Source organism: Paenibacillus albicereus, from assembly GCF_012676905.1.
GTDB lineage: Bacteria > Bacillota > Bacilli > Paenibacillales > Paenibacillaceae > Paenibacillus_O > Paenibacillus_O albicereus.
In genome coordinates this window covers 74,613-96,974 of record NZ_CP051428.1, presented here as the reverse complement: position 1 = coordinate 96,974, position 22,362 = coordinate 74,613, and the positions used below count along the sequence as shown (strand labels likewise).

The 22,362-nt window shown below is 65.8% G+C and carries 15 protein-coding genes; all 15 read right to left on the bottom strand.

What is annotated here, in order from left to right:
• Positions 1 to 31: 31 nt before the first annotated feature.
• The 15 genes from HGI30_RS00420 to HGI30_RS00350 all read right to left on the bottom strand — a co-directional run bounded on the left by HGI30_RS00420 (position 32) and on the right by HGI30_RS00350 (position 22,361).
• Positions 32 to 958 (bottom strand): protein kinase domain-containing protein, encoded by a 927-nt coding sequence (locus HGI30_RS00420; protein WP_168905907.1) that lies wholly within the window; start codon positions 956 to 958, stop codon positions 32 to 34.
• Complete coding sequence (locus tag HGI30_RS00415; protein WP_168905906.1) at positions 942 to 1,670, bottom strand: vWA domain-containing protein; 729 nt, start codon at positions 1,668 to 1,670, stop codon at positions 942 to 944. Before HGI30_RS00415 ends, HGI30_RS00420 begins: the two co-directional genes overlap by 17 nt.
• A 119-nt stretch (positions 1,671 to 1,789) precedes the next feature.
• Positions 1,790 to 2,824: an NADH:flavin oxidoreductase/NADH oxidase gene (locus HGI30_RS00410; protein ID WP_168905905.1), complete on the bottom strand. Its 1,035-nt coding sequence runs from the start codon at positions 2,822 to 2,824 to the stop codon at positions 1,790 to 1,792.
• 124 nt (positions 2,825 to 2,948) lie between these two features.
• Entirely contained in the window at positions 2,949 to 3,656 is a 708-nt protein-coding gene (locus HGI30_RS00405; RefSeq protein WP_168905904.1) for a hypothetical protein, read from the bottom strand.
• A complete protein-coding gene (locus HGI30_RS00400; protein ID WP_235680267.1) occupies positions 3,653 to 4,576 on the bottom strand; it encodes an ABC transporter ATP-binding protein in 924 nt (307 codons plus the stop codon). Before HGI30_RS00400 ends, HGI30_RS00405 begins: the two co-directional genes overlap by 4 nt.
• The gene (locus HGI30_RS00395; RefSeq protein ID WP_168905903.1) at positions 4,573 to 4,947 is read right to left on the bottom strand and encodes a GntR family transcriptional regulator; all 375 of its coding nucleotides are present in this window, start codon (positions 4,945 to 4,947) and stop codon (positions 4,573 to 4,575) included. Before HGI30_RS00395 ends, HGI30_RS00400 begins: the two co-directional genes overlap by 4 nt.
• 165 nt (positions 4,948 to 5,112) lie before the next feature.
• A complete protein-coding gene (locus HGI30_RS00390) occupies positions 5,113 to 11,379 on the bottom strand; it encodes a 5'-nucleotidase C-terminal domain-containing protein (protein WP_235680266.1) in 6,267 nt (2,088 codons plus the stop codon).
• A gap of 614 nt (positions 11,380 to 11,993) precedes the next feature.
• Complete coding sequence (locus tag HGI30_RS00385) at positions 11,994 to 12,821, bottom strand: hypothetical protein (RefSeq protein ID WP_168905902.1); 828 nt, start codon at positions 12,819 to 12,821, stop codon at positions 11,994 to 11,996.
• 115 nt (positions 12,822 to 12,936) lie between these two features.
• On the bottom strand, positions 12,937 to 15,432 hold the full coding sequence (gene spoIIE, locus HGI30_RS00380) for a stage II sporulation protein E (protein WP_168905901.1): 2,496 nt from the start codon (positions 15,430 to 15,432) through the stop codon (positions 12,937 to 12,939).
• A 583-nt stretch (positions 15,433 to 16,015) separates the two neighbouring features.
• Entirely contained in the window at positions 16,016 to 16,834 is an 819-nt protein-coding gene (locus HGI30_RS00375) for a type II toxin-antitoxin system PemK/MazF family toxin (RefSeq protein ID WP_168905900.1), read from the bottom strand.
• A gap of 218 nt (positions 16,835 to 17,052) precedes the next feature.
• Positions 17,053 to 17,823 (bottom strand): hypothetical protein, encoded by a 771-nt coding sequence (locus HGI30_RS00370; RefSeq protein ID WP_168905899.1) that lies wholly within the window; start codon positions 17,821 to 17,823, stop codon positions 17,053 to 17,055.
• Positions 17,813 to 19,306, bottom strand: a complete 1,494-nt coding sequence (gene pilM / locus HGI30_RS00365; RefSeq protein ID WP_168905898.1) for a type IV pilus biogenesis protein PilM — start codon at positions 19,304 to 19,306, stop codon at positions 17,813 to 17,815. Before pilM ends, HGI30_RS00370 begins: the two co-directional genes overlap by 11 nt.
• Positions 19,307 to 19,322: 16 nt before the next feature.
• A complete protein-coding gene (locus tag HGI30_RS00360) occupies positions 19,323 to 20,081 on the bottom strand; it encodes a prepilin peptidase (protein ID WP_168905897.1) in 759 nt (252 codons plus the stop codon).
• A gap of 3 nt (positions 20,082 to 20,084) precedes the next feature.
• Positions 20,085 to 20,567: a prepilin-type N-terminal cleavage/methylation domain-containing protein gene (locus HGI30_RS00355; RefSeq protein WP_168905896.1), complete on the bottom strand. Its 483-nt coding sequence runs from the start codon at positions 20,565 to 20,567 to the stop codon at positions 20,085 to 20,087.
• 585 nt (positions 20,568 to 21,152) lie between these two features.
• Complete coding sequence (locus tag HGI30_RS00350) at positions 21,153 to 22,361, bottom strand: type II secretion system F family protein (RefSeq protein WP_235680265.1); 1,209 nt, start codon at positions 22,359 to 22,361, stop codon at positions 21,153 to 21,155.
• Position 22,362 lies beyond the last annotated feature (1 nt).

Genomic DNA, 22,362 nt, shown 5'->3' with positions numbered 1-22,362 from the left:
CTTCCTCCTTATCGTTCGAATCCTGTCTCCGTCAGCCGAGCCCGCCGCCCAGCCAGAACGCCGAAGCCGCCAGCCCTGCGGCGGCGGCAAGAAACAGCGCCTTGGTCCACCAAGGCACCGGCTTCGCGGGGCGGGAGACGCGGTGCATGACGGCTTTCCAGGCATGGGACGCCTCCGCCGCGTCGGCGAAGCCGCCCGCGAGCGCGCGCGCCAGCCAGCCGGAGAACGGGCGCAGCTGCGGAGCGTCCTGGGCGAGCTTCAGCACGTCGCCCGCGCTGCGGTTTTGCGGAAGGGTGCCGGAAGTGATCCGGTACAGCTCCTTTTCGGCGAACAGCTGCACGCACAGCACGGCGAACGAGAACAGGTCGTATCCGGCGTCCGAAGACCGCGTGCCGGCGTTCCAGTAGCCGCGGTCGTAAATCTCGGTGAACTGCCGGATGCCCTTGCCGAAGGCGGTCACGCCGCCGTAGTCGATCAGCTCGACGCGCCCGTACTCGGCCGCGAGCACGTTGTCGACCTTGAGGTCGCCGAACGCCCAGCCGGAGGCGTGCAGCTCGGCGAGCCGCAGCAGCAGGTTGTACCCGGCCAGCGGGAACCACTCGTCGCCGCTCGCGGCGAGAAAAGCCGGCAGCTTGGCCCCGCGCACGTACCGCATGACGTAGAACGGATACTCCTTGCCGGAGACGAGCTTCAGGTCATCCACGTCCACGAGGTACGGACTCGCTCCGCCTCCCCGCGGCTGCTGCTTCTCCAGCGCCTTGAGCACGTTGATCTCCGACTGCAGGTCCGCCGTGTCCAGCCCGACCTTGAGCGCGAGCAGCCGGCCCTCTTGCTGGACCAGGTACACCTTTCCGTTGGCGCCTTCTCCGAGCATCCGCTCGACGCGGTACCGGCGGCGGCGCCACTTGCCCGTAATGACCATGCCCCGGTCCAGATCAAGCTTAGCCGACGTAGCCACTCCTCATCTCGTCCTCCTCGCCGCCCCTGCGCCGATCCTCGGCGCTGTCGCGGTAATACTGGATCACCTGGCGGAGCGCCGGTCCCGTCGGCGTCGTGCCGCGCATCTGCAGCTTGGGCAACAGCGACTGCGCGCCGCTCAGGTCGCTCGTCCATCCGCGGTCGAGCGCCGCGTCGTCCCCGTGCCGGTCGCCCGGGAAATGAAACACCGCCAGCTCGCTCACGCCTTGGCGCGACTGCAGGCTCAGCATGAGGTCGCGGATCGCTTCCTCGACGGCGGCGATCTTGGGCTTCATGCTGGCGCTGGCGTCGATCAGCAGGGCGACGCGCAGCCGGCTCGTCTCGCCGAGCTCGTCGATGACGCGCACGACCTCCCCGCGCCGCTCCGGCGGCAGGTCCTCGAGCGCGCCGGTGCCGCCGAGCACGGACTTCAGCTCCTTCTGCACCGCCTGCTGGATCGTCTGCACGACCGTCTTGCGCGTCATCATCTGCACGGTCTGCGACAGCTGCCGCGTGCTGACCATGCGGCTCATGCCGCCGCCCGCATGGGCAATCTCCTGAATCTCCTTGGCCCCGTACTCGCCGAGGTCGCCGCCATCGAGCACGCCGACCACGTTCACCGTGATTCCTTCCGCAAAGGCTTCCGCCGACGCCACGACCGGATTCAGGCCGACGTTCGAGCAGCCGTCCGTAATGAGCAGTATCTGCTTCATCGCAATCCCTCCCGCTGATAGATGGAACTCTATCAACCAGTGTTGCCTCATCGGGAGAGATCTAGACCTGAGGCGAGGCGGCAGAGCACGGGCAGGAGCGCCGCCGGGACGCGGCAGGGTTACTTCAGCGGATAGCCGCGCTTGTACGCCGGCTGCTCGGCGCGAAGCCCTTCGGTCTTCATCAGCGCGTCGACCGCCCAGTACGGATTGCGCAGCAGCGCGCGCCCGATCCCGGCCAGATCGGCATCGCCGCTCTGCACGACCGACTGCGCGAGCTCCGGCTCGTCCAGCATGCCGACCGCGATGACCGGGATGCCGGCGGCCTCGCGCACGGCGCGGGCCATCGGCACCTGATAGCCGGGGTAGTTGCCGGGCTGGCGGCTGCCGTTCGGCGGCGCCTCGCCGCCGCTCGACACGTGGAGGATGTCGACGCCGGCTTCCTTGTAGCGCCGGGCGATCTCCAGGCCGTAGTCGAGCCCGTAGCCGCCCTCGATGTATTCGGTCGCCGAGAAGCGCAGGAGGAGCGGCATATCCGCGGGCATCACCTCGCGCACCGCCGCGATCACCTCGCAGCCGAATCGCAGCTTGTCCTGGCCGTACTCGTCCGTCCGCCGGTTCAGCGACGGCGAGTGGAACTGATGGATGAGGTAGCCGTGCGCGCCATGCAGCTCGATCGTGTCGAAGCCGGCTTCGACCGCGCGCCGGGCCGCCTCGCGGAACAGGCCGACCTGCTCGCGCACCTCGGCGGTCGTCAGCTCATGCGGCGTCTTCCAGCCGGTCGGCTCGACCGGAATCGGCGAGCTGCTGACCGGCCGCTCGGCGTCGGTCGCCTTGCGCCCGGCATGGGCGATCTGCACGCCGACGCGCGCGCCGTAGCGCTGGCACTCCCGCACGATGCGGGCATAGGCCGGGATCTGCGCGTCGTCCCACAGGCCGAGGCAGCGGTTGGTGATGCGCCCGTCCGGCTCGACGTTGGTCATCTCCACGAGAATGAGGCCGGTGCCGCCGACCGCGCGCGAGACATAGTGGACGAAGTGCCAGTCGTTCGGCGTGCCGTCCTGCTCCTCGACGGAATATTGGCACATCGGCGCCATGACGATCCGGTTCTTCAGCTCCAGCCCTTTGAGGCGGAACGGTTCCGACAGCTTGGCCATGCTCTTCGCGCTCCTTCGGTTCCGGCCTGAGCTTCTTGGACTCGGGCCGTTTCTTTTCCTCTATTATAAGCGATGCCGCAGGAGAAAGAAAAAAACCGCCCCCCGAAGGGAGCGGCAAAGGCGATCAGGCTCTCGCCGACGAGCGGCGAAGCATGAGCCAGGACAGCGTCGCGAACAGGACGGCGAGCGCGAGCAGCAGCAGGCAGACTCCCGCGAGCTCGATCTGGAGGCCGGAGATCCAGTCGAAGATCGGCATCCACCAGCCGCGCAGCGAGGCGATCGTGGTGAACGCGCCGCCGAGGATGAACGTGCCGCCATACAAGAGGAAGTTGCCCCGCTTGCCGTAGCGCCGGCTCAAGCTGCCGGATACGAAGCCGCTGTAGCCCGCGAAGAGCAGCACTGTGAAAAAGACCGCGAACGTCTGCCAGAACGGACCGTCCGTCGTGTAGGGGATGACGAAGAAGTGCATGCCGAACCAGCCGCCGATCGCCTGCTCGATGGAGGTGGCGACCGTCAGAAGCGCGCCGTGCAGCGCCGCCATGGAGAGGAAGGCCATCGAGCTGCCTACGAAGTAGTCGCGGCGGCTGATGCACAGGCTGAGCGCGAAGTTGAACGTCCAGTAGACGGAGATCATGCCGACGACAAACATGTAGATGATGATCGACAGCAGCCCTCCGGTCGTGAACGACTCTTCGCCGCCGCCCCGGTTCATGGAGAAGGCGACGATCAGATTCACCGTGAAGCTGGAGAGCAGGATGAGCCAAGGCAGCAGCAGCCAGTTGAATGTGTCTCTCCGGTACATCGTAAGAATGCTTTTCAGTCCTCGATTCATGCCGATTCCTCCTTGCCGCGGGCCGCATGGGCCGTCAGGTCGACGATCAGCTGCTGCAGCGGCAGCGGCGCCGCCTCCAGCCCGGCCTCGCGCGCCCAGCCGATGCCGTTCTCGCCCGGCTCGTCGGCCAGCACCGATGCGACGGCAGAGCCCCCGATCGCCTCTCGGCGCAGCACTCGCCGGCCCGCCGTGACGGCGTCGACCTTGGCGGCCGAGCCGCTCACCCGGTAGGCGCGGGAGCGCAGAGACTCCGCATCTTCGCTCAGGAGCAGGCGGCCGCCGTCGATGACATGGATGGCCTCCAGCAGCCGGCTCACCTCGTCGATCAGATGGGTCGACAGCACGATCGTGCGCGGATGCTCGGCGTAATCCTCGATCAGGCGGTCATAGAACAGCGAGCGCGCGACGGCGTCGAGGCCGAGGTACGGCTCGTCGAACAGCGTCAGCTCCGCCCGGCTCGCCAGCCCGACGACGATGCCGACCGAGGAGAGCATGCCCCGCGAGAAGCCTTTGATCTTCTTGCGGCGGGGCAGGCGGAACGACTCGACGAGCTCGCCGGCGAGCGCCTCGTCCCAGTTCGGATACAGCACGCGAGCCGTCGCCAGCACGTCCTCGACGTGGAACACGTCCGGGTATTTCTGGCTTTCCTTGATAAAGCAGATCTTGCCGAGCGCCTCCCGGTTCTCGTACGGCTGCTGGCCGAAGATGCGCACCTCGCCCGAAGTGGCGAACAGCTGGGCGGTGGCGATGCTCATGAGCGTCGTCTTGCCTGCGCCGTTGCGCCCGAGCAGGCCGTGGATGAGGCCCGCCTCCAGCTTCAGGCTCACGCTGTCCAGCGCCTTCTGGCTGCCGTAGCTCTTGGTGAGCCGATTCGTCTCCAGCGCGTAGGCATGCTGAGCTTGGTCCTTGACGGTCATCATCGTTCAGCCCCTCCTTTTTCCTGAATGATCGCCGCCAGCCGGCCGCTGTCGATGCCGAGCTTCTCCGCCTCGCGCAGCAGCGGCACGACGTACTGCTCGTAGAACTGCTCCCTCCGCCTCTCCATCAGACGCTCCCGCGCCCCTTCCGCCACGAACATGCCGATCCCTCTCTTCTTGTAGAGAATGCCTTGGTCCACCAAAATGTTGACGCCCTTGGCCGCTGTCGCCGGGTTGATGCCGTAGAACTGGGCGAAATGCGTCGTCGAGGGCGCCTGCCCTTCCTCCGGGAGCGATCCGTCTACGATGTCATCCTCGATCTTCTCCGCGATCTGCTGAAAGATCGGCCTTCCGTCATCCTTGAGAAAGCTCAATTTCGCCTCACCACCACATTGGTTAATTACTCATGTAACTAACCATATAACCTATGCGGGAAGATGTCAAGGGATGCGGGCTTTTTCGTTTTGAAGAAGGGGCGCCGTCGAAAAAAACCGCCCTCCGGGATTTCCCCGAAGAGCGGTTTGTTTTTGCATGGAAGTCTATTCAAACGAAGCTTGCGCCAGCAGGCGCTGCAGCAGCACGGCGCTTTCGGCGCGCGTCGCTCCCGCGAGCGGCTGGAAGCGGCCCTTGTCGTCGCCTTGGACGAGGCCGTAGCGGCTGAGCTCTGCCGCTGCATCCGCCGCCCAGGCTGCGATGCGTTCCGCGTCGGCGAAGGCGACGGCTTCCGCTTGCGGAGCGGAAGCTTGGCGGCCGGCCAGCTGCACGGCGCGCAGCGTCATGACCGCCATCTCCTGGCGGGAGATGCGCTGCTGCGGACGGAAGCTGCCGTCCCCGTACCCGCCGATCAGGCCGGCTTCGGCTGCGGCGGCGATGCCGTCGGCATGCCACGCTCCCGCCGCGATGTCGCGGAACGGCGCGGCGGAGCCGGCGGACAGGCCGAGCGTGCGGGCCAGCAGCACCGCGAACTCGGCGCGCGTCACGGCATCGCCCGGAGCGAACGCCGAGGCGCTCTTGCCGGCGACGATGCGCTTGCCGGCCAGCTCGGCCACCGCCGAGGCGGCCCAGTGGCCGCTCATGTCGGCGAAGGCGGCTGCGCCGCCGCCGAGCGCGACATAGCTGCTGTTGCCGCGGCTGAAGAAGACGATGCGGCCATCCCGCACGACGAACGGCACCGGCACGTAGGTCAGCTTGCCGGAGGCGTCGGCGCCCAGGCGGACGACGGCGGTCACGGCAGCGGCGTCTGCGGCGCCAAGCGTACGCTGGACGTAGGAGCCGAAGCGGTTCGGCTCGGACGTCTGGCCCCCGGCCGTCAGCGTCAGCTCGTAGTCCGCGGAGCCGATCGCCGGCAGGCCGGCGGCCTTGGCGCGCTCCAGCGCGGCTTGCCCGCTGCCGATCGCGACGGTCAGCGCGGCGTCCGCCGCATCCTTGGCCAGCGAATCCAGCAGAGCGCGGGTCAGCACGTAGCTGCCATGCGGCCCGGAGATGGACGCCTCGCGGAAGGCTGGCGCGCCCAGCAGGGCGGCGATCGTGCCGGAGGCCAGCGTCACCTCCGTGCGGTCGACGGAGCCGGCTGCGCCGACGGAGATCGTCAGCTTGCCGTCAGCGGCGGCTTGCAGCGAGGCAAGCGCTTGCTCCGCTCCGACGGTGGCGGAGCCGACGGTCAAGCCGCCTTGCATGCTCAGCTGCGGCTCAAGGGAGATCGCCCCTGGCGTGGCCGTAGGCGCAGGCGTCGCCGAAGCGGTCGGCTGCGGCGTGCTCGTCGGCGTCGGGCCGACCGGACCTGGCGTCGGTGTCGCGGTTGGCGTCGGATCGACCGGCAGCGGGCCGCCCTTCAAGTCGATGATGCGGCCTGCCGGAGCGGTGGCTACATCGATCGTTCCCTTTTCCGCCAAGTACGTCTTCATCACTTCATAGTCCGGCAGATAGAGCGGCACGACCCGGCCTTCGTTGTACGCCTTGGCGAAAGAGTCGTAGAAGTCGCCGCCGCGTGCGGTGAAGGCGTTGGTCGCGAGCTCGTACGTCGCGTCCTCCTTCATGAGGGCGTAGCTGCCGCCTGGCTGCAGCGTCTCGATCTTGACGACGCGCGAGCCGGCTGGCTGGAGCGAGTCGTAGTAGAAGCGCATGCCCGCCACATGCGGGAAGCGTCCGTCGGAGGCCGGCAGCTTGGACACGCCGTTCTCCAGCGCCTCGCGGATCTCCTTGCCGGTCAGCTTGACCGTCACTAGGTCGTTGTTGAAAGGCAGCACGGTCAGCACCTGGCCGAGCGTGATCGGACCGGCCTCGATGGAGGCGCGGATGCCGCCGCCGTTCTGCAGCGCGAGCGTCGCGTCCGCGCCGGCCTTGCGGGCCGCGCTCAGCATGCCGTCGGCGATCAGGCGGCCGAGGTTCGTCTCCTTGGTGCGGACGTCATCGCGGACGCCGTTCAGCGCGACGGTCGATTGGGCGACGACATCGCGCCCGAGCGCGTCGACGCCCGGCTTGAAGTCGCGCTTCAGCAGCGCTTCCGCCTCGGCATCGTTCGCCAGCACGTAGGCGCTGCCGTTTTTCTCCTCGATGGAAATGAGCTTGCCGTCGTACTCGGAGATGACCCCTGCCTCGTCGAAGGCGACGTCCAGGCGGCCGAGGAACTGGCCCTTCTCTCCTGTCTGCACGATCAGCGTCGGCGCTTCATGCGTCCGGTCTACGACCGGGTGGTCCAGCTTGGTGTGGGAGTGGCCGCCGACGATGACGTCGATGCCCGCCACCGCCTGCGCCAGCTTGACGTCCTCGTCGTAGCCGAGATGGGACAGGGCGACGATCTTGTCGATGCCCTGCTCCTGCAGCTGCTTGACGGCGCCCGCCGCGCTCGCGGCCGGGTCGGCGAACGTCACCGCTCCCGGAGACGCGATGTTGGCCGTATCCGGCGTCGTCAGGCCGATCAGGCCGACCTTCTCGCTGCCGAACGTCTTGACGATCGTCGGGTAGATTTCGCCTGCGGCCGCCTGTCCAGCCGCCGGGCGGACGAGCGCCTGCAGCGCGGCTTCGCCGGAGAAGTCCACGTTGGACGAGACGAACGGGAACGACGCGCCCTTCACGAAGCGGGCCAGCACGTCCGCGTTCTTGTCGAACTCATGGTTGCCGAACGTCATGGCGTCGTACTGCATCAGGTTCATGAACGCCAGGTCGGCCATGCCCTCGTACTTGTTGAAGTAGAGCGTGCCCGAGAACACGTCCCCCGCATCGACAAGCAGCGGGTTGACTGCGGTCGCGCGCTGCTCCTTGACCGCCGTCACGCGGCGGGCGACGGACGACGGCGCGCTCGTCGTGTCGAGGTTGGCATGCGTATCGTTCGTATGCAGCAGCGTCATGCGGAAGTCCGGCTTCGGCGCCGGTGTCAGATCGATCTGCGCGAGCACCGGATCATGGTCGGACACGCGTCCGCGCGATTCCGGGAAGTCGGCGTTCAGGTGAACGACGTCGACCTTGGAGCCGACCAGCAGGTTGCGGCTGACGAGGATATGGTCGAGCACTTGCGAGTTGCCGTCGTAGGTGTACGTATACTGCTCGCCGGCAGGAAGCGTATCGATCAGGTTCGCCAGCTCTCCGCCCTTCAGGGTCTTGGCGGTCGGCGTGAATTGAAAGTCGTTGAGGTCGCCGGTGACGACGACGTTCGCTTCCGGATTCGCCTGGACGATGGTCTTCACGAAGCCGTTCACGACGGCAGCGATATCCCAGCGCGTCTTCTCGCTGGTCAGGATCGGCGGCTGCGCGGCACCGAACGGCCCCTGGTCGCTGCCCTTGGAGTTGAAATGGTTCGCGACGACGATCACCTTGCGCCCCTGGAACACGAACTGCCCGGCCAATGGCTTGCGCGAGGCCTTGAACGCATCGTTCGCCGGGTCGACGCGCCCCGGGTTGAGCGTCAGCGAGTCGGAGGCGGCGTCATAGGCCGTCGCTTCCGTGGAGCCGCCCTTGCGGCCCTGCACGCTGTCCGCCAGCTGCACGCGCTCGGCGTTGTAAAGGAAGCCGACGCGGATGTTGCCGTCCGGCGCTCCGCCATCCTCGTTGTAGACCGGGGCGATGTCGACGTACGTGTACGTCGGTCCGCCCTTGGCGGCGATCGCCGCGATCAGCGCCGTCGCGTCCGCTTCGACGACGTCGCCTTTGCCCTCGCCGTTGCGGTCCTGCATCTCGATGACGGTGATGATGTCCGGCGCCTTGAGGTTGCGGGCGATGGAGTCGCCGAGCTTCTCGATCTTCTCCGCCTTGACGCCCGGGTAGAAGTTCTCGATGTTGTAGCTGGCGACGAGCAGCTTGTCGTCCGCCGGCTGCAGCGTCGTCGTCTCCTGGACAAAGGAGCTCGTCTCGATCGCAGGCAGACTGCCCGGCGCCGGGATCAGCTTGTAGTTGCCGGCATGATAGCCGAGCGCGCCGACGACGTCGCCGGCGAAGCGGTCGCCCGTGCCCACCTCGATGCCCGGATTTTGCGAAAGGATCAGGACGCGCTGCGGGTTGTAGTCCTTGTACGCCCCCAGCGCGAGGCCGCCGGCCGGCGTCACGAGCTCGCGGACGCCGTTGTCGATGCGCGTCGCGATCGTGTATAGGCCGCTGCTGACCCAGTACGGGCTCGTGATGACCGGAGCCGGAGCCTGGACGCGCATGCCCTCGAGCGACTCATAGAAGTCGATCGCGTCGTTCTCCGGATCGAAGACGCTCATGCCGTCGTCGTCGATCGTCGGCGTCGGGATCTGGCGGCCCTGGACGCCGAGCACGACCGGAGCCGGCAGCTCATGGCCGCTCTCCAGCACGGAGATGCTGGCCAGCGCGAGCTGCGTCGACGTCAGGTTCGCCGGCAGCCCTTCGTTGTACTCGTCGATCTTGCCGCTCACTTCGACGACATCGCCGACAGCCGGCTTATTGGACGCATCCGTGCTGTACACGAACAGTCCCTCGGAGGTGGCCGGGTCGCTGTCCGCCTGCAGCGTCTGGATGTAGAAGCCCTTGTAGGACGGAGTCGCGCTCGCCAGATTGTAGCCGAGCTGCGTGACGACGCCCTTCACGCCCTGGATCGTCTGGCCGACGAACGGGGAGGCGTGGCCCTTGCCTTGAATGTCGCGGATGCCGACCTCTCCCGCCAGCTGGTAGGAGAAGGAGAGCGTCTCGGTGCGCTGCGCGCCGTCCGTCGCGAACGCCCGGATCGTCATCGCGCGGTCGACGAGGATCGGCTCTTCGTAGAGCGGGCTGGACGCCGTCGGCTCGGAGCCGTCGAGCGTGTAGCGGATCGGCAGGTCGCCGGCCGGCACGCTCAGCGCGACGCGGGTGCCGGGAGCGACGATGCCGCTGGCCGGGCTGGCGAGCACGGTGAACAGCTGGTCGACCAGCATGCTGTCGTCGAGCGGCACGAGCTGGTAGAAGCTCGCATACTGCTTGACGACGCCGATGACGCGTTCGAACCGGGCGTTCTCCTTGAGCTTGGCCGAGCTGGAGTAGATGGCGAAGCTGACGTCGGAGCCGGCCTGCTTGGCCGTCCAGGTGGTGCCGGACTTCGCTCCGATCGTCACGTTGTCGAGCTGCACGAGCTGCGCTTCCAGCCCCTCGCCGGCCGGAGCGGTGAGCTGCTCCGGCGTGACGGCGCGGACCGCCGGCACCGGCTGGTCGCGCTCCAGAATCTCGAGCGTAAGACCGGCTGCGGGCTTGAGCTCCTGCAGGTTGTTGTAGTGGACCATCTCGCCCTGCACGCTGACCCGGTCGCCCGCGCGGAGCTGATCCGGGTAGTCGTACAGCACAATGGCCGCCGTGCCGTCCTGGACGTAGGCTTCCTTGCCGCTCACGGCGGTGACGACGCCTTCGGTCCAGACATTGCGTCCGACCGGAGCGAGGCGGGCGTCGGCGACCGATTGCTTGGCCAGCACGTCATAGGCCAGGTGGCGGGACGCGCTATCCTCTGCGCCATCCTTGACGGCATAGGTATGGTAGGTGACCGATTCCGTCAGCAGGATCGGGCTGGTGAAAGCGCGATACGTGGAATCGGCGGACGTCGAGTAGTAGACGGAGGCGCCAGCGGTCGCCGTCGACAGCGTCACCGCCGTGCCGGCCGGCCATGCGTTCGGAGCCGGGCTGCCCGTCACGGGCTGGACGGTCACGACGGACGGCAGGTCAACCGGGGAGGCGCTGTTGCGCGGTGCCGGAGCTTTGTCCGTCATGAAGTCAGCGGCGTTGTTGTCCGTGTCCAGACCGCGGTCATTTCCGCCCGCGTACGACGGCTTGCGGATGGCGGCGATCACGGCAGACAGCGTTGCCGTCGGACCGGAGCCCTCGAACGCTGTAGCCGCCGTGCCGTAGCCGACCCTGTCGATGACGGCGCCGGAAGCGTTGGACAGGCGGACCTTGCCGCTGCTTCCGCTCAGGTTGAGCGTCCCCGTCGCATCCGGAGTCGGCAGCGCCGCTCCGTTGCTTCCTCCCGAAGCCTGCTTCGTCAGGAAGTAGCCTCCCGGCGGAATGGAGCCCGAAAGCATTAAAATATTGCCGTTAGGAGCGGAGGCCGGGTAATTCCCGGTGGAGCTGGCATAGTCGAGCTTCCAGTCCGTCAGGCTCACCGTCTCGCTCGTCGGGTTGTACAGCTCGATGAAGTCGGCGTTGTATGGAGCGCCGTTGTTGCCGCCAGCGCCGAAAATCTGGCTGATGACGACATGACCGGCCGCTGCGGCGCGGACTGTCGTCGCCATGCCGGCAGGCAGAAGCAGCGTCGCCAGCAAGGCGAGCGCGGTGAACAGGCTGATGCTCCTTTTGGAACGAATCAAGAAGGATGCGGGATGATGGGAGGGCAAGTTCGTCAGCTCCTTGAGGAGAATAGAGGATATCGCGTTTATTATAACGGAAAATGTTGGATGGCAAAGATGAATCTTCATCATGAATATCATGAGTTTTTTGTAAATGGATTGCATATGCAATGAATAAGTGTTGAATATAGGAGCGGAATGGGTACAAGATCATGTACATTCAAGCTTTTCAGAGGATAATGTCAGGTTTCTAGCATCGACTTCAATCGGAGCAACCCTTTTTGCTGGCGCCTGCTTGTTCGCTATCCGCAAAGGAGCGAAGGCAAATACAGACTTGGTTGCTCATGAAGCTTGAAAGAGGATCGGAAAGAAAGAAAAAACCGGCGGCCCGAATGGGGGCTGCCGGTCGGCATGGTTTGGCGCGCCACCGCAGGAGGCGAGGCCAGAAGTTAGAGACGGTGCGGCGGCTCGCTCAGGCGCCGAATGAGGCGCCTCTCGATCAAGGCTGGCTCGGACCTCAGGATGAGGCGCGGCCGCTATTGGAATGCGGAGCTCAGGCGCGGCGGGCGGACGGCTGACCGCTCCGGACCCGGCGAGGCTCGGCGTCGAATGGATAAGTTCGGAAAGCTATTCGGTTGTCGCTCCCGGCTCCGACGCCGGGCTCAGCGGGGCTTGCCGCCGCGGGCCTCCTCCCCCGAAGGTCGCCCCGGCCCCACGAGCCGCAGGCGTCCCGCCTCGCCGCCGCATGGGCTGCGCACCGGCCCGCGCCGCCTTCGGAGCGCCTGGGCGGCGCGGCTTCGTCGCCGCCCGCTCCCCGCCGCCGCAAGCACGTCGGCGGCGAGCCGCTCCAGCTGGCCGGCAGACGCCCGGCCCAGCGGCAAGGCTCCCGGCGCGGCATCCCCCTGCCGCGCCTCCGCCAGGCCGCCGCCCTTGCCCGGCGGCGCCATGCCTCCGGCGGCGCGGCTGCGCCCGCCTCCGCTCGGCTCCGACGGCGGCTTCGCCACGAGCTCCAGCTTCGCCCGGGAGCCCGTCCGCTCCGCCGCCGCCGTCCTCGCGCCGCCCGCTCCGCCCGGGCGGCGCCCGCCGCCTGCGGCTGCCGCGGGCATCCAGCCCTCGGCATAGCCGGAGCGCTCGGCCTCGCGCTCCGCCTGCGCGGCCGCCGCCGACTCCATGAGCGCCGCGGCGAACGCGCGCTGCGCCATCCGCTCCTCGGCGGTCCACAGCCGCTTGCCGCGCTTCTTGTCCGCCGCGAGCCGCATGCGCTCCATCTCGCGCATCAGCAGCTCCTCGAGGCGCAGCTCCTCGAGCCGGGCCTCCGCCTCGCGGCGCCTCTCCCGCTCCTGCTCCCGGCGGCGGCGAGCCGCCTCCAGCTGCTGCTCCTCCTGCAGCCGCTGCTGCTCTTCGATCCTCTGCTGCTGCTTCAGCTGCAGGCTTTCGCGCTTCTTGCGGGAGCGGGCGCTGCCCGGGTTCTTGCGGATAAGGGTAGTCATGATCGAATTCCTCCTTCGAATGGTGGAGCGATTGATCTATGCTCAAGGTCCGGCGGGCCGCCCCTCGCGGCTCTGCCGTACGCCGATGTCGTCCGATGTCCCTCGCGCCGCCGCCCTAGCTCACCGTGCGCGGCCGCTCCAGCTTGCTCATCCCCGGCCAGCGGAACGTGGCCCACTCCGGCAGATGCTTGTCCACCTGGGCGACGACGACCGTCATGTCGTCCACGATCTCGCCCTTGTACTGCCGCACGACGCGCTCGAGCAGCATGTCCGCGATCTGCTGCGGATCGTCGGTGCCCATCTCCTGGATGATGCGCTTCATCCACAGCTCCTTGTTCACCGCGTGGCCCGGAGCGTCGTAGATGCCGTCCGTCATCATGATGAGCGTGTCGCCCGGCTGCAGCTGCATGCGGATGAGGTCGACGTCGATGTCCTGCAGGATGCCGATCGGCAGGTTGTTGGCGGCCACCGGGATGACCTCGCTGCCGCGCTTGATGAAGCTCGGCGTCGAGCCGATCTTCATGAACGTCGTCTGCGCCGTGTACAGGTCGATCAGCGCCACGTCCACCGTGGCGAACATCTCGTCGGGCGAGCGGAGCATCAGCACCGAGTTGACCGACTTGATCGCCAGCTGCTCGTCCATGCCCGACTGCAGCAGCTGCTGCAGGATGCTGAGCGCCGTGCTGCTCTCCAGCCGCGCCCTTTCCCCGTTGCCCATGCCGTCGCTGATCGCGACCGCGAACTTGCCGTTGCCGAGCTCGACCGTGCTGAAGCTGTCTCCCGACAGCAGCCCGCCGCCCTTCGCCGCGCCGGCGATGCCGGTCGCGACCTCGTACTCCTTGGCCGAGCCGAAGCGCAGCAGCCGGGGCTCGCCGTTTTTCAGCGGCTCCCGCTCCGCCTTCACCGCCACATGCTCGCCCAGAATGTCGCTGAGCAGCGGCGCAATAATCTTGCGGCCCTCGTCGTGTCCCTGCGGGAAAGTATGATAAACCTCAATCTCCACATTCCCCTCTTCCAGATTGATGATGTCGATGCCGTGGATGGACAGTCCCAGCGCCTCCAGCGCGTCCCGGATCTGCTCCTCCTGCAGATGCAGCTGCTGGCCCTCCCGCTGGATCTCCCTCGCCAGATCCTCCATGATCTGCGAGACGCCGGTCAGCTGATCGGCGACCAGCTGCCGCGATTCGAAGATTTGCCGCTTCCAATGCATGTCGTGCTTGTAGCGCTCATGCTGCTGCTGCAAGGCGTTCATGACCGGATGCGTCTTGCTGCAGTGGCTCGTCCACGTCCTCGGCATGTCTTTTTTGCCGGTATATTCCCCCTCGTCGATCGTCGTCATCATCTCGGTCATCATCTTGTAGGTGTCCATGAACTTCGAGCTCCAGCACAGGTCCTTGCGGTGGCAGCTGGCGCATACTTTAGAAGAAGCGGCATTCATGAAATGCTCCAGCTCCTCCTCGGCCGCCTTCTGCGGAGCGGCCGTATTGAGCTGTCCGAAGCTGCTCGCCAGCTGGCGGAACACTTCCGAGAACTGCGTCACGCGCTGCGCCGTCACTTCTCGCACGCGTTTCGCGTACTCATGCTGCGACTTCACATGCTCGCTCGTGCCCGGCACGTAGCGCGAGATCGTCTTCACGACGAGCTTCGGCGTGAGCAGGAACAGCGCGGCGGCGACGACCGACTCCCAGGTGCTCGCCATGACGTCCATCCCTCCGCCTACATATAAGGAGAGGATCGACGTGCCGAGCAGCATGCCGAACGCGACCGCCATCCTTCCGCCTTCCCGCAGCAGCCCCGCGAGCAGGCCGGAAAACGCCAGCACGCTCATCTGCACGACCGCGTTCAGATTGGCGAGGCTGAGGATGAGGCCGGCGACGACGCCGACCGAGGCCCCGAGCGGCGCGCCTCCCGCCAGCGCGAACAGCAGCAGCATGTAGCGGGACAGGATATGCTCCAGCGACAGCCCCTCGATGCTCCAGCCGACCGCGCCCGTCATGACCGACGCCATCAGGATCATGAGGCAGATGATCTCTTCGTTCTTGAGCGAGTTGCTCTTGCGCGTCATCGTCAGCACCGGGATCGCCTGCACGAACACCAGCGTCAGGACGAAGGCGAGCGCCGACTCTACGCCGACCATCATCAGGTCGTACCAGCCGAGCGTCCCTTGCACGAACGCCCCGAACAGCTTCACGACGAGCGTCGCCAGGAACACGAGGATCGGCGCCTGCGACAGCTCCGCTTTCTCGTACACCTCCAGTCCCTTCAGCAGAAGGAACAGCACCGCGATCTCCATCGCGATCGGGATCGCGCTTGGCGTCGCCGCCAGCAGGCTGCCGGCGACGAGCGTCACCGCGGTCAGCTTGTACATATCCCTTCGGAGAAAGTAGATGACCGCAAAGTATGCGGGAGCGAACGGCATCAAGTTCTCCAGGATGACCGCCCGTCCGAGCAGGAACCCGACGACGGCCAGCAAGATCGTCCAGCGCTTCGAGGCGATCAGCTGGAACGCTCTCCACTGGGCCGCCCTCTCCTTCCCCTTGCGCAGCGCCTCCGCCGCACGGCTTGTCCGAGGCTGGCCGGGGAACAGAACAACGTTGGCCTTTTCCTTCATTTCGGCACCACCATTTCCGCCTTAGTGTAGGTCTGATTATAGGGGCCGGTTTTTATGAAGTTTGTCAGAACAAGGCTTCAGCCTGAAAGTTTTTTCCGACACGCGGCGCGCCGCGTTCGAGCCGGCCGCGCCGCTCTGTCGGCAGGAGGCGCGAACCCTTGCCCCGCAAGCGCTGCCGGCGGTCCGGGGCTCGGCCATGCGGCCTGGGCAAAGCTTCCACCGGCGCGAATGATGCGGTGCTTCACCCCGTTTAGTTCCGCTCAGGAAGCGTCGAATCGAAGTGGGTTCGTGTCGGGATTGATGGGACGGAGGGGAAAAGTTTTTGGCATGTTCGGGTATAAGGCGAATCGGGGCGCGGAGGAGTCGAAGGCTCGGGGGCGGATGCTGTCCGCGTGACGCCGCTTCGGCGAGCGGAAGACGGCCCGAAGACCGTCCCGGATCAAAAAGAAAACCCCCAAGGCGGAGGCCTTGGGGGTTTTTCGCTCGAACGAGCTCTTTTGAAATCGTGTTTCGTTTTCCCGAACGGGAGCTATGTAGAACTTTCGTATCCTATAATAGCGCGTCGGCTGAACTCTGTCAATGCCTAAGATATCCGGCTGATCGCCGCTTCGGCAGCCGTCTGGCCGGCTTCCTTCAAGGCGATGGCGCGTTCGGCCTCGGCCTGATGGAGCGGATCGCGGGAGAGCAGGTCGCGGACGAGCTTCCTCCGCTCCCCGAACGGCATCTCCAGCGCCTGGATCGGGATCGCCTTCATCGTCTTGCTCCACGGGAGCTGGTAGAGCAGAAGGCTTTGATGCAGGCCGTAGGAGACGGGGACGTCCAGGTCGGAGCGGTTGTCTTCGCTCAGGCCGAAGGGGATATGATTGCCAAGCTCCTTCTCGATGACGCTCCTCAGCGTCGGCTGCTTCAGCAGCGTCTCATGGAACAAGGCCAGCACCTGCCGCTGCTGCTTGACGGTCAGCGATACGTTGACCAGGCGGCCGGCGGGAGTGCGCTTCTTGACCGGCTCGATGATGCTGCGGCGGGACACGCTGGTCAGCTGGTTGATCATGATCGCGGTGTCCTCCGCCGGCAGCGTATCGATGGGACCGATGCCGTACTTCCGGTGCTTCACCTTGCTGCTCAGAGGGAATACGCTCAGGTTCGAGCTGTGCGCCGGCGCGTCCCACACGACGGCATAGTGGGGCTGATTCATGAGATGGCCGACGCCGATGAAGCTGACGAGGACGATATCGAATCGGTCGAAGGAAGGCTTGTAGACGGTTTTGCCGCGCTCATCCGTTCCTTGGGACAGCACCTTGGCTTCCGCATTGATGAGGCGTTCGAATTGATCGACGAGCTTGTCCTGCAGCTCGCGGTCGAGGCGGCCGAATGTCTCGTGGCCGTTCAGGCATTCATGCACGTGGGGTCTCTCCTCTAGGACGTAATCGAGCTTCAAGAGCCGATTATATCATTTATTTTCGTAGAGACGAATCTCTCTCCCCTCCTTACCCGCCAGGCGGCGTACCGCTACCACCCCTAGGCCAGATCGCCCGCGCGAGCGCGAAAAAGCCCTTCGCCAACAGCCGCTTCGAGTCGAAGCGCTTCTTGGCGAAGGGCGGGAGGCCCATGAATCCGCGCTCAGGAGCGCGGCGGAGGCGAAGGAACGGAGGACTCCGCATAAGGCAGCAGCGGCGTCTCCACCCGGTCGCGGTACGACGGCTGGAAATAGGCCGAGAACGCCAGCGGCACGGTCAGCTCCTGCTCGCTGCCGCAGTTGCAGGAGCTGCGGTTCAGCTCCAGCGACTCCAGCGTCGTCAGACGGGTCAGTCCGTGCAGAGTTTTCGCGTACTTCAGCACGGCATCATAGGTTCCTTTGACGACGACCGATACCTGCAGCCGCAGCGGCCCGGCGGCCTTCTCTGCCGGCGGCGGCTCCCCGGGCGGGGAGCCGTCAGCCGCCAGGCCCAGCCCGTCCCCGGCCGGGGCGGCAGCGTCTGCGGTCGCGGAGGCGCCTTCGCCGGGAGCGGCTTCGGAAGGCACGGCGGCCGGAGCGGAGCTCGGGCCGCCAAGCGGCCGGGAGGCGGCCAGATCGCCGCTGAAGGCGATCGACACATGCTCCACGCCGCTTTCCGAGCCGATCTTGTCCAGGTCGAGCACGAGCTGCTCCGTGTTGTCCCAGTAGGGCAGCTCCGCCTGCACGCCGTCCACCGGGCGAGGCTCGGCTTCCTCCTGGCGCTCCTGGAGCTTGGCGATCAGGATGTCGTTCAGCTTCTGCTGCGTGCCGAGCTCCGCCTCGAGCGAGGCGGTCTTTTCCTCCGCCGGTCCCAGCCCGTAGAGGAAGAACATCAGCAGGCCGAGGAACAGGATCGCGGACACCAGCAGGATCAGGGAATTACGTCTAGCCGCCATCGCTATCGCCCTCCTTCGCAGGTTCGATCGGCTTCAGGATGAGCGTGTACGATGCCAGATAGGCCGTGGCCGAGCCGGCCTCCGCTCCCGTCTGCTCCTGCTTGAGCGAAGCGAGCGTCGCCTGGTCCAGCCACTCGATCCGCCGGATGTCGAACAGGTAGCGCGAGGAGTCCTTCATCGCGCCCATGCGGACGGTCAGGCTGAGCTGCCCCCCGCTGCTGTAGGCGATGCTCTGCAGCTCCGCCCCCGTCGGCAAATAATGCTCGAGATCGCGCACATAACCGGCGGCATCCCGCTGCGCGGCGCGGATCTGCTCGGCCTGCTCGTACGGGTCGGCTTCCGTCCCGCCGGCCTGCCGGTTCAGCCCGTCGAGCTGGCGCTGCAGCGCCAGCTGCTGCTGGCTCGCGTTCAGCAGCCGCTCCTGCGCATCGGCCGCAGCTTGCCGCTCGCCGGCATAGCTGTAGCCGAGCAGCGCCGCGCAGGCGATCCAGGCGACCGCGAGCAGCGCCGCCGCCAGCGGCGCCAGCCGCTGCTCGCGGTCGACGCGCGGCAGCAGGTTGAGCCGGCGGATGCCGGACCCGCGTACGAGCAGCCCGGCCGGCACCACGTACGGCTCGGCGGGGCCGTCCATGCTCTCGGCGGCCAGGCTGCCGGGCTCGGCGCCGCGGAATTCCACCTCCGGCAAGGCGGCGGCCAGCGATTGGCGCAGCGCCTCCGCCTGCCTGCCGCCTCCGGTGATGACCGCCTGCCGGATGCGGGAGCGGCCTTCCTGCAGGCCGAATTCGTAGAAGCTGAGCATGCGGGTGATCTCGGCGGTGAGCTCCCCGACGCGCAGGCTGCTCAGCTCCTCGTCCGCGCCGTCTTCCTCGATGGAGCGCACGAACACCGGATGGCCTTCGTGGAACATCGCGATCTCCGCCGAAGCCTCGCTCAGATGCACGTGCATCCGCTCATGGAGAGTCTCGTCGCCGGAGCCGGCCGCCCCTTGCAGCGCCGTCGCGACGAGGCTCGTGCCGACGACCCGGATGCGCGCCTCGCGCAGCATCGCGGCGAGCGGCTCGATCCAGCTGCGGGGCGCCGCGTAGACGAGCGCCTGCGAGCTTTCCCCACCCTGGCCGAGCAGGACGTAGTCATAGACCGGATGCTCGAACGGCAGGTGCATGACCGTCTCGACTTCCAGATGGATCAGCTGGCGCAGCTCCCGATCGCTCGCCGCCGGCAGCGCCATCTTGCGCACGATGACCTGGGAGGTCGGCACCGCCAGCACGACGGCCGCTCCCTGGAGCCTGCGCTCCCGCGCCCACTCCCGGATCGAGAGGCGCAGGCTTTCTTCGTTGACGATGACGTCCTGCGCGATCAGTCCCGGCGGGAACGGGAAGAAGCCGGCTTGCTCGGGATCGAGCCCCTTCTTGCCGAGCGGAGCATAGCGGATTCCCGTCGCGTCGATCGCGATGCCGATCCGCTTTCTGCCTAGTACGGGCATCCTTATCACATCCTGCCTACTTGAATAATTGAAGATAGCTGCCGATCAGCGCGTCCCCGTACCCGTACGCGATCAGCGCGCCGAGCATGAGGAAGGGGCCGAACGGCATCGGCTGGCGCAGCTTGCCCTGCCGCCGCAGCAGCAGGACGAGTCCTGCCGCCGTCCCGGCGAAGCTGCCGAGCAGCAGCGTCAGGAGCACGCCTTTCCAGCCGAGCGCGAGGCCGAGCAGCGCCAGCAGCTTGACGTCCCCCATCCCCATGCCTCCCCGGCTCAGCAGCGCGATCAGCAGCAGCACGCCGCCTCCGGCGATCGCCCCGAGCGCGTACTCCGCATAGGAGCGCCCGTCCGGCTCGAGCAGGCGCAACAGCAGCAGCGGCGGCAGGAACGCCAGCAGCACCGCGTTCGGAATCCGCATGTAGCGGATGTCCGCCACGGTCACGATGACGGCCAGGCTGGCGAGCAGCAGGCCGAGCAGGCCCTGCACTGTCAGGCCGAACCGCAGGTACGCCCAGACGAACAGCAGCGCGGCGGCCAGCTCGCCGGCCGGATACAGCGGCGAGACGCGCGCCGCGCAGCTGCGGCAGCGCCCCCGGCTGAACGCGTAGCTCAGCACGGGGACAAGCTCGCGCGCCGCGAGCCGATGCGCGCAGCGCGGGCAGGCGGACGGCGGACGCACGACCGACTGGCCGAGCGGCACGCGCAGCGCCACGACGTTGAAGAACGAGCCGCAGGCGAGGCCGAGCGCGAACAGGTAGAGGGAGATGAGGAGGGTCATGGGTTAGGGGGAGGTTGGTGCCGTTGTGCTTACTTCGCCTTCGCCTTTAAGTACATCACTGCCCTTGTAATAAATTGGTACTGCAGTTGATCCAGTACCTGTTTCGATTGAAACATATAATAACTGGCCATCACTCTGGAATTTCACAGATCCACCACTAATTTTATTTTTAGTACTTGGAAGTGTTATGTTCTTATCCAAATAGCCCTTATCCTGCAGATCATCATCTGTAGTTCCAGAAGTTACAACCGGTACTGTAGCACCATTAAAGTCGCCATTCTTTTCATTCGTTACATACAGACGTGCAGCATCATAAATCTGTCTTGCGGTTTGAAAATCAGATTTGGCTCTATTACTGCTCAATATATTTCCAATCAACGGAATCGCAATCGCCGCAATAATTCCCAAAATCACAATTACCGCCAAAAGCTCGATCAGCGTGAAGCCTTTCTCGTCCTTCTTCAGCTTCTTCAAAATCGCCGTCATATTAACTCCTCCTAGATAAGATTAATTATTCCTCAGGGCATCCAGGGTTCACCGCATGCCCTGCTAGACCACGAAAAGTAGCGTTAAATGGCCCTGTTGCATGCTACCTAGAACACGTAAGTCGATTTTTTCGAGTTAATGGCTCTGTTCGGCATTCTCAAGCACCTGTTAAGTCGATTTTTTCGAGTTAACGCTCCGGTTCGGCGCCTCCGGGCACCTTTTAACTCGATTTTTTCGAGTTAATTCTCCTGTTCGGCATTCCGGAGCTCCCTTTTACTCGGTTTTTTCGAGTTACTGCCACGCCATCGTGCCTCTAACACCCGAGTTACTCGGTTTTTCCGCGCATCTCCACCGCCATCGTGCCTCTAACCACCCAGTTACTCGGTTTTTCCGCGCAACTCCACCGCCACCGTGCTTCCAACCACCCAGTTGCTCGGTTTTTCCGCGCAACTGCCACGCCACCGTGCCTCCAACCACCCAGTTACTCGGTTTTTCCGCGCAACTCCACCGCCATCGTGCCTCCAACACCCGAGCTGCTCCGCGTAATTCCGCACAGCTGCCCCGCCGAAGCGCCTCATAACCCGCCTAGCCCATCTGCCCGTACAAGCTGAACATCGGCAGCATGATCGCCGCGACGATCAGGCCGACGACGCCGGCCAGGAAGACGATGAGCAGCGGCTCGATAAGCGACTTGAGCCGGTCGACGGTGTTGTCGACGTCCATCTCGTAGAAGTCGGCCACCTTGGCCAGCATCTCGTCGAGCGCGCCCGTCTCTTCGCCGACCGCGATCATCTGCGTGACGAGCGGCGGGAACACCCACGACTGCTTGAGCGGCTCCGACAAAGGATTGCCCCGCCGCAGCGAGTCGGCGCTCAGCCGCAAGTAGCGGGCGATGACGCGGTTGCCGACCGCCTCCTCGACGATCTGCAGCGACTGCAGCATCGGCACGGCGCTCGCGTACAGCGACGACAGCGTGCGCGACACCTGGGCGATCGCCCCTTTCTGCTGCAGCTTGCCGAACACCGGAAGCTTCAGCTTGACGTAGTCGAGCGCATAGGCGCCGCGCTGCGTCCGCTTGAGACCAAGCAGCAGCGCCAGCAGCAGCACCGCCGCCCCGAGCCACAGGTACCATTCGTTCTCGATGCTGGCGCTGAGCGCCATGACGACCTTGGTGATCGCCGGCAGCTCCGCGTTCATCGACTCGAACATGCTGACGAACTGCGGCACGATCGCCTTGAGCAGATAGACGACGGCCGCGATAGCGAGCAGTCCGACGATGACCGGATAGGTGAGCGCCGACTTGATCTTCTCCCGCGTCACATGCCCCTTCTCGAAAAACGTCGCCAGCCGCTCCAGCGTCCCCTCTAGGTCGCCCGACTCCTCGCCCGCCCGGATCATGCTCGTGAACATGACCGGGAAGATCCGCTTATGCTCCAGCGCCGCCTGGGAAAAGCTGCTGCCGCGCAGCAGCGAGGCATGGACGTCGTGCAGCGCCTTGCGAAGCGGCTTGCTCTCCGTCTGCTGGGACAGGATGTCCGTCGCCTGGACGATCGGCACGCCGGCGCGGACGAGCGTGGCGAACTGCCGGCAGTAGACGATGAAATGAGCCGGCTTCACCGGATTGCCGATGTAGATGTCCATCTGCAGCAGCGAACTGCGATGCTCCTCCAGCGACAGGACGACAAGCCCGCGGCGGCGCAGCTCCTCGACCGCCGACGACTTGTCCATTGCCGTCAGCATGCCTTTCAGCTGCTTGCCGGCGGAGCTTTTGACATGATACTGAAACTGCGCCACG

Excerpts from the sequence above, each read along its gene's own strand:
- pilM (WP_168905898.1), bottom strand. The coding sequence starts at position 19,306 with ATGCCCGTACTAGGCAGAAAGCGGATCGGCATCGCGATCGACGCGACG.
- HGI30_RS00415 (WP_168905906.1), bottom strand. The coding sequence starts at position 1,670 with ATGAAGCAGATACTGCTCATTACGGACGGCTGCTCGAACGTCGGCCTG.
- HGI30_RS00400 (WP_235680267.1), bottom strand. The coding sequence starts at position 4,576 with ATGATGACCGTCAAGGACCAAGCTCAGCATGCCTACGCGCTGGAGACG.
- HGI30_RS00410 (WP_168905905.1), bottom strand. The coding sequence starts at position 2,824 with ATGGCCAAGCTGTCGGAACCGTTCCGCCTCAAAGGGCTGGAGCTGAAG.
- HGI30_RS00355 (WP_168905896.1), bottom strand. The coding sequence starts at position 20,567 with ATGACGGCGATTTTGAAGAAGCTGAAGAAGGACGAGAAAGGCTTCACG.
- HGI30_RS00360 (WP_168905897.1), bottom strand. The coding sequence starts at position 20,081 with ATGACCCTCCTCATCTCCCTCTACCTGTTCGCGCTCGGCCTCGCCTGC.
- spoIIE (WP_168905901.1), bottom strand. The coding sequence starts at position 15,432 with ATGAAGGAAAAGGCCAACGTTGTTCTGTTCCCCGGCCAGCCTCGGACA.
- HGI30_RS00405 (WP_168905904.1), bottom strand. The coding sequence starts at position 3,656 with ATGAATCGAGGACTGAAAAGCATTCTTACGATGTACCGGAGAGACACA.
- HGI30_RS00370 (WP_168905899.1), bottom strand. The coding sequence starts at position 17,823 with ATGGCGGCTAGACGTAATTCCCTGATCCTGCTGGTGTCCGCGATCCTG.
- HGI30_RS00385 (WP_168905902.1), bottom strand. The coding sequence starts at position 12,821 with ATGACTACCCTTATCCGCAAGAACCCGGGCAGCGCCCGCTCCCGCAAG.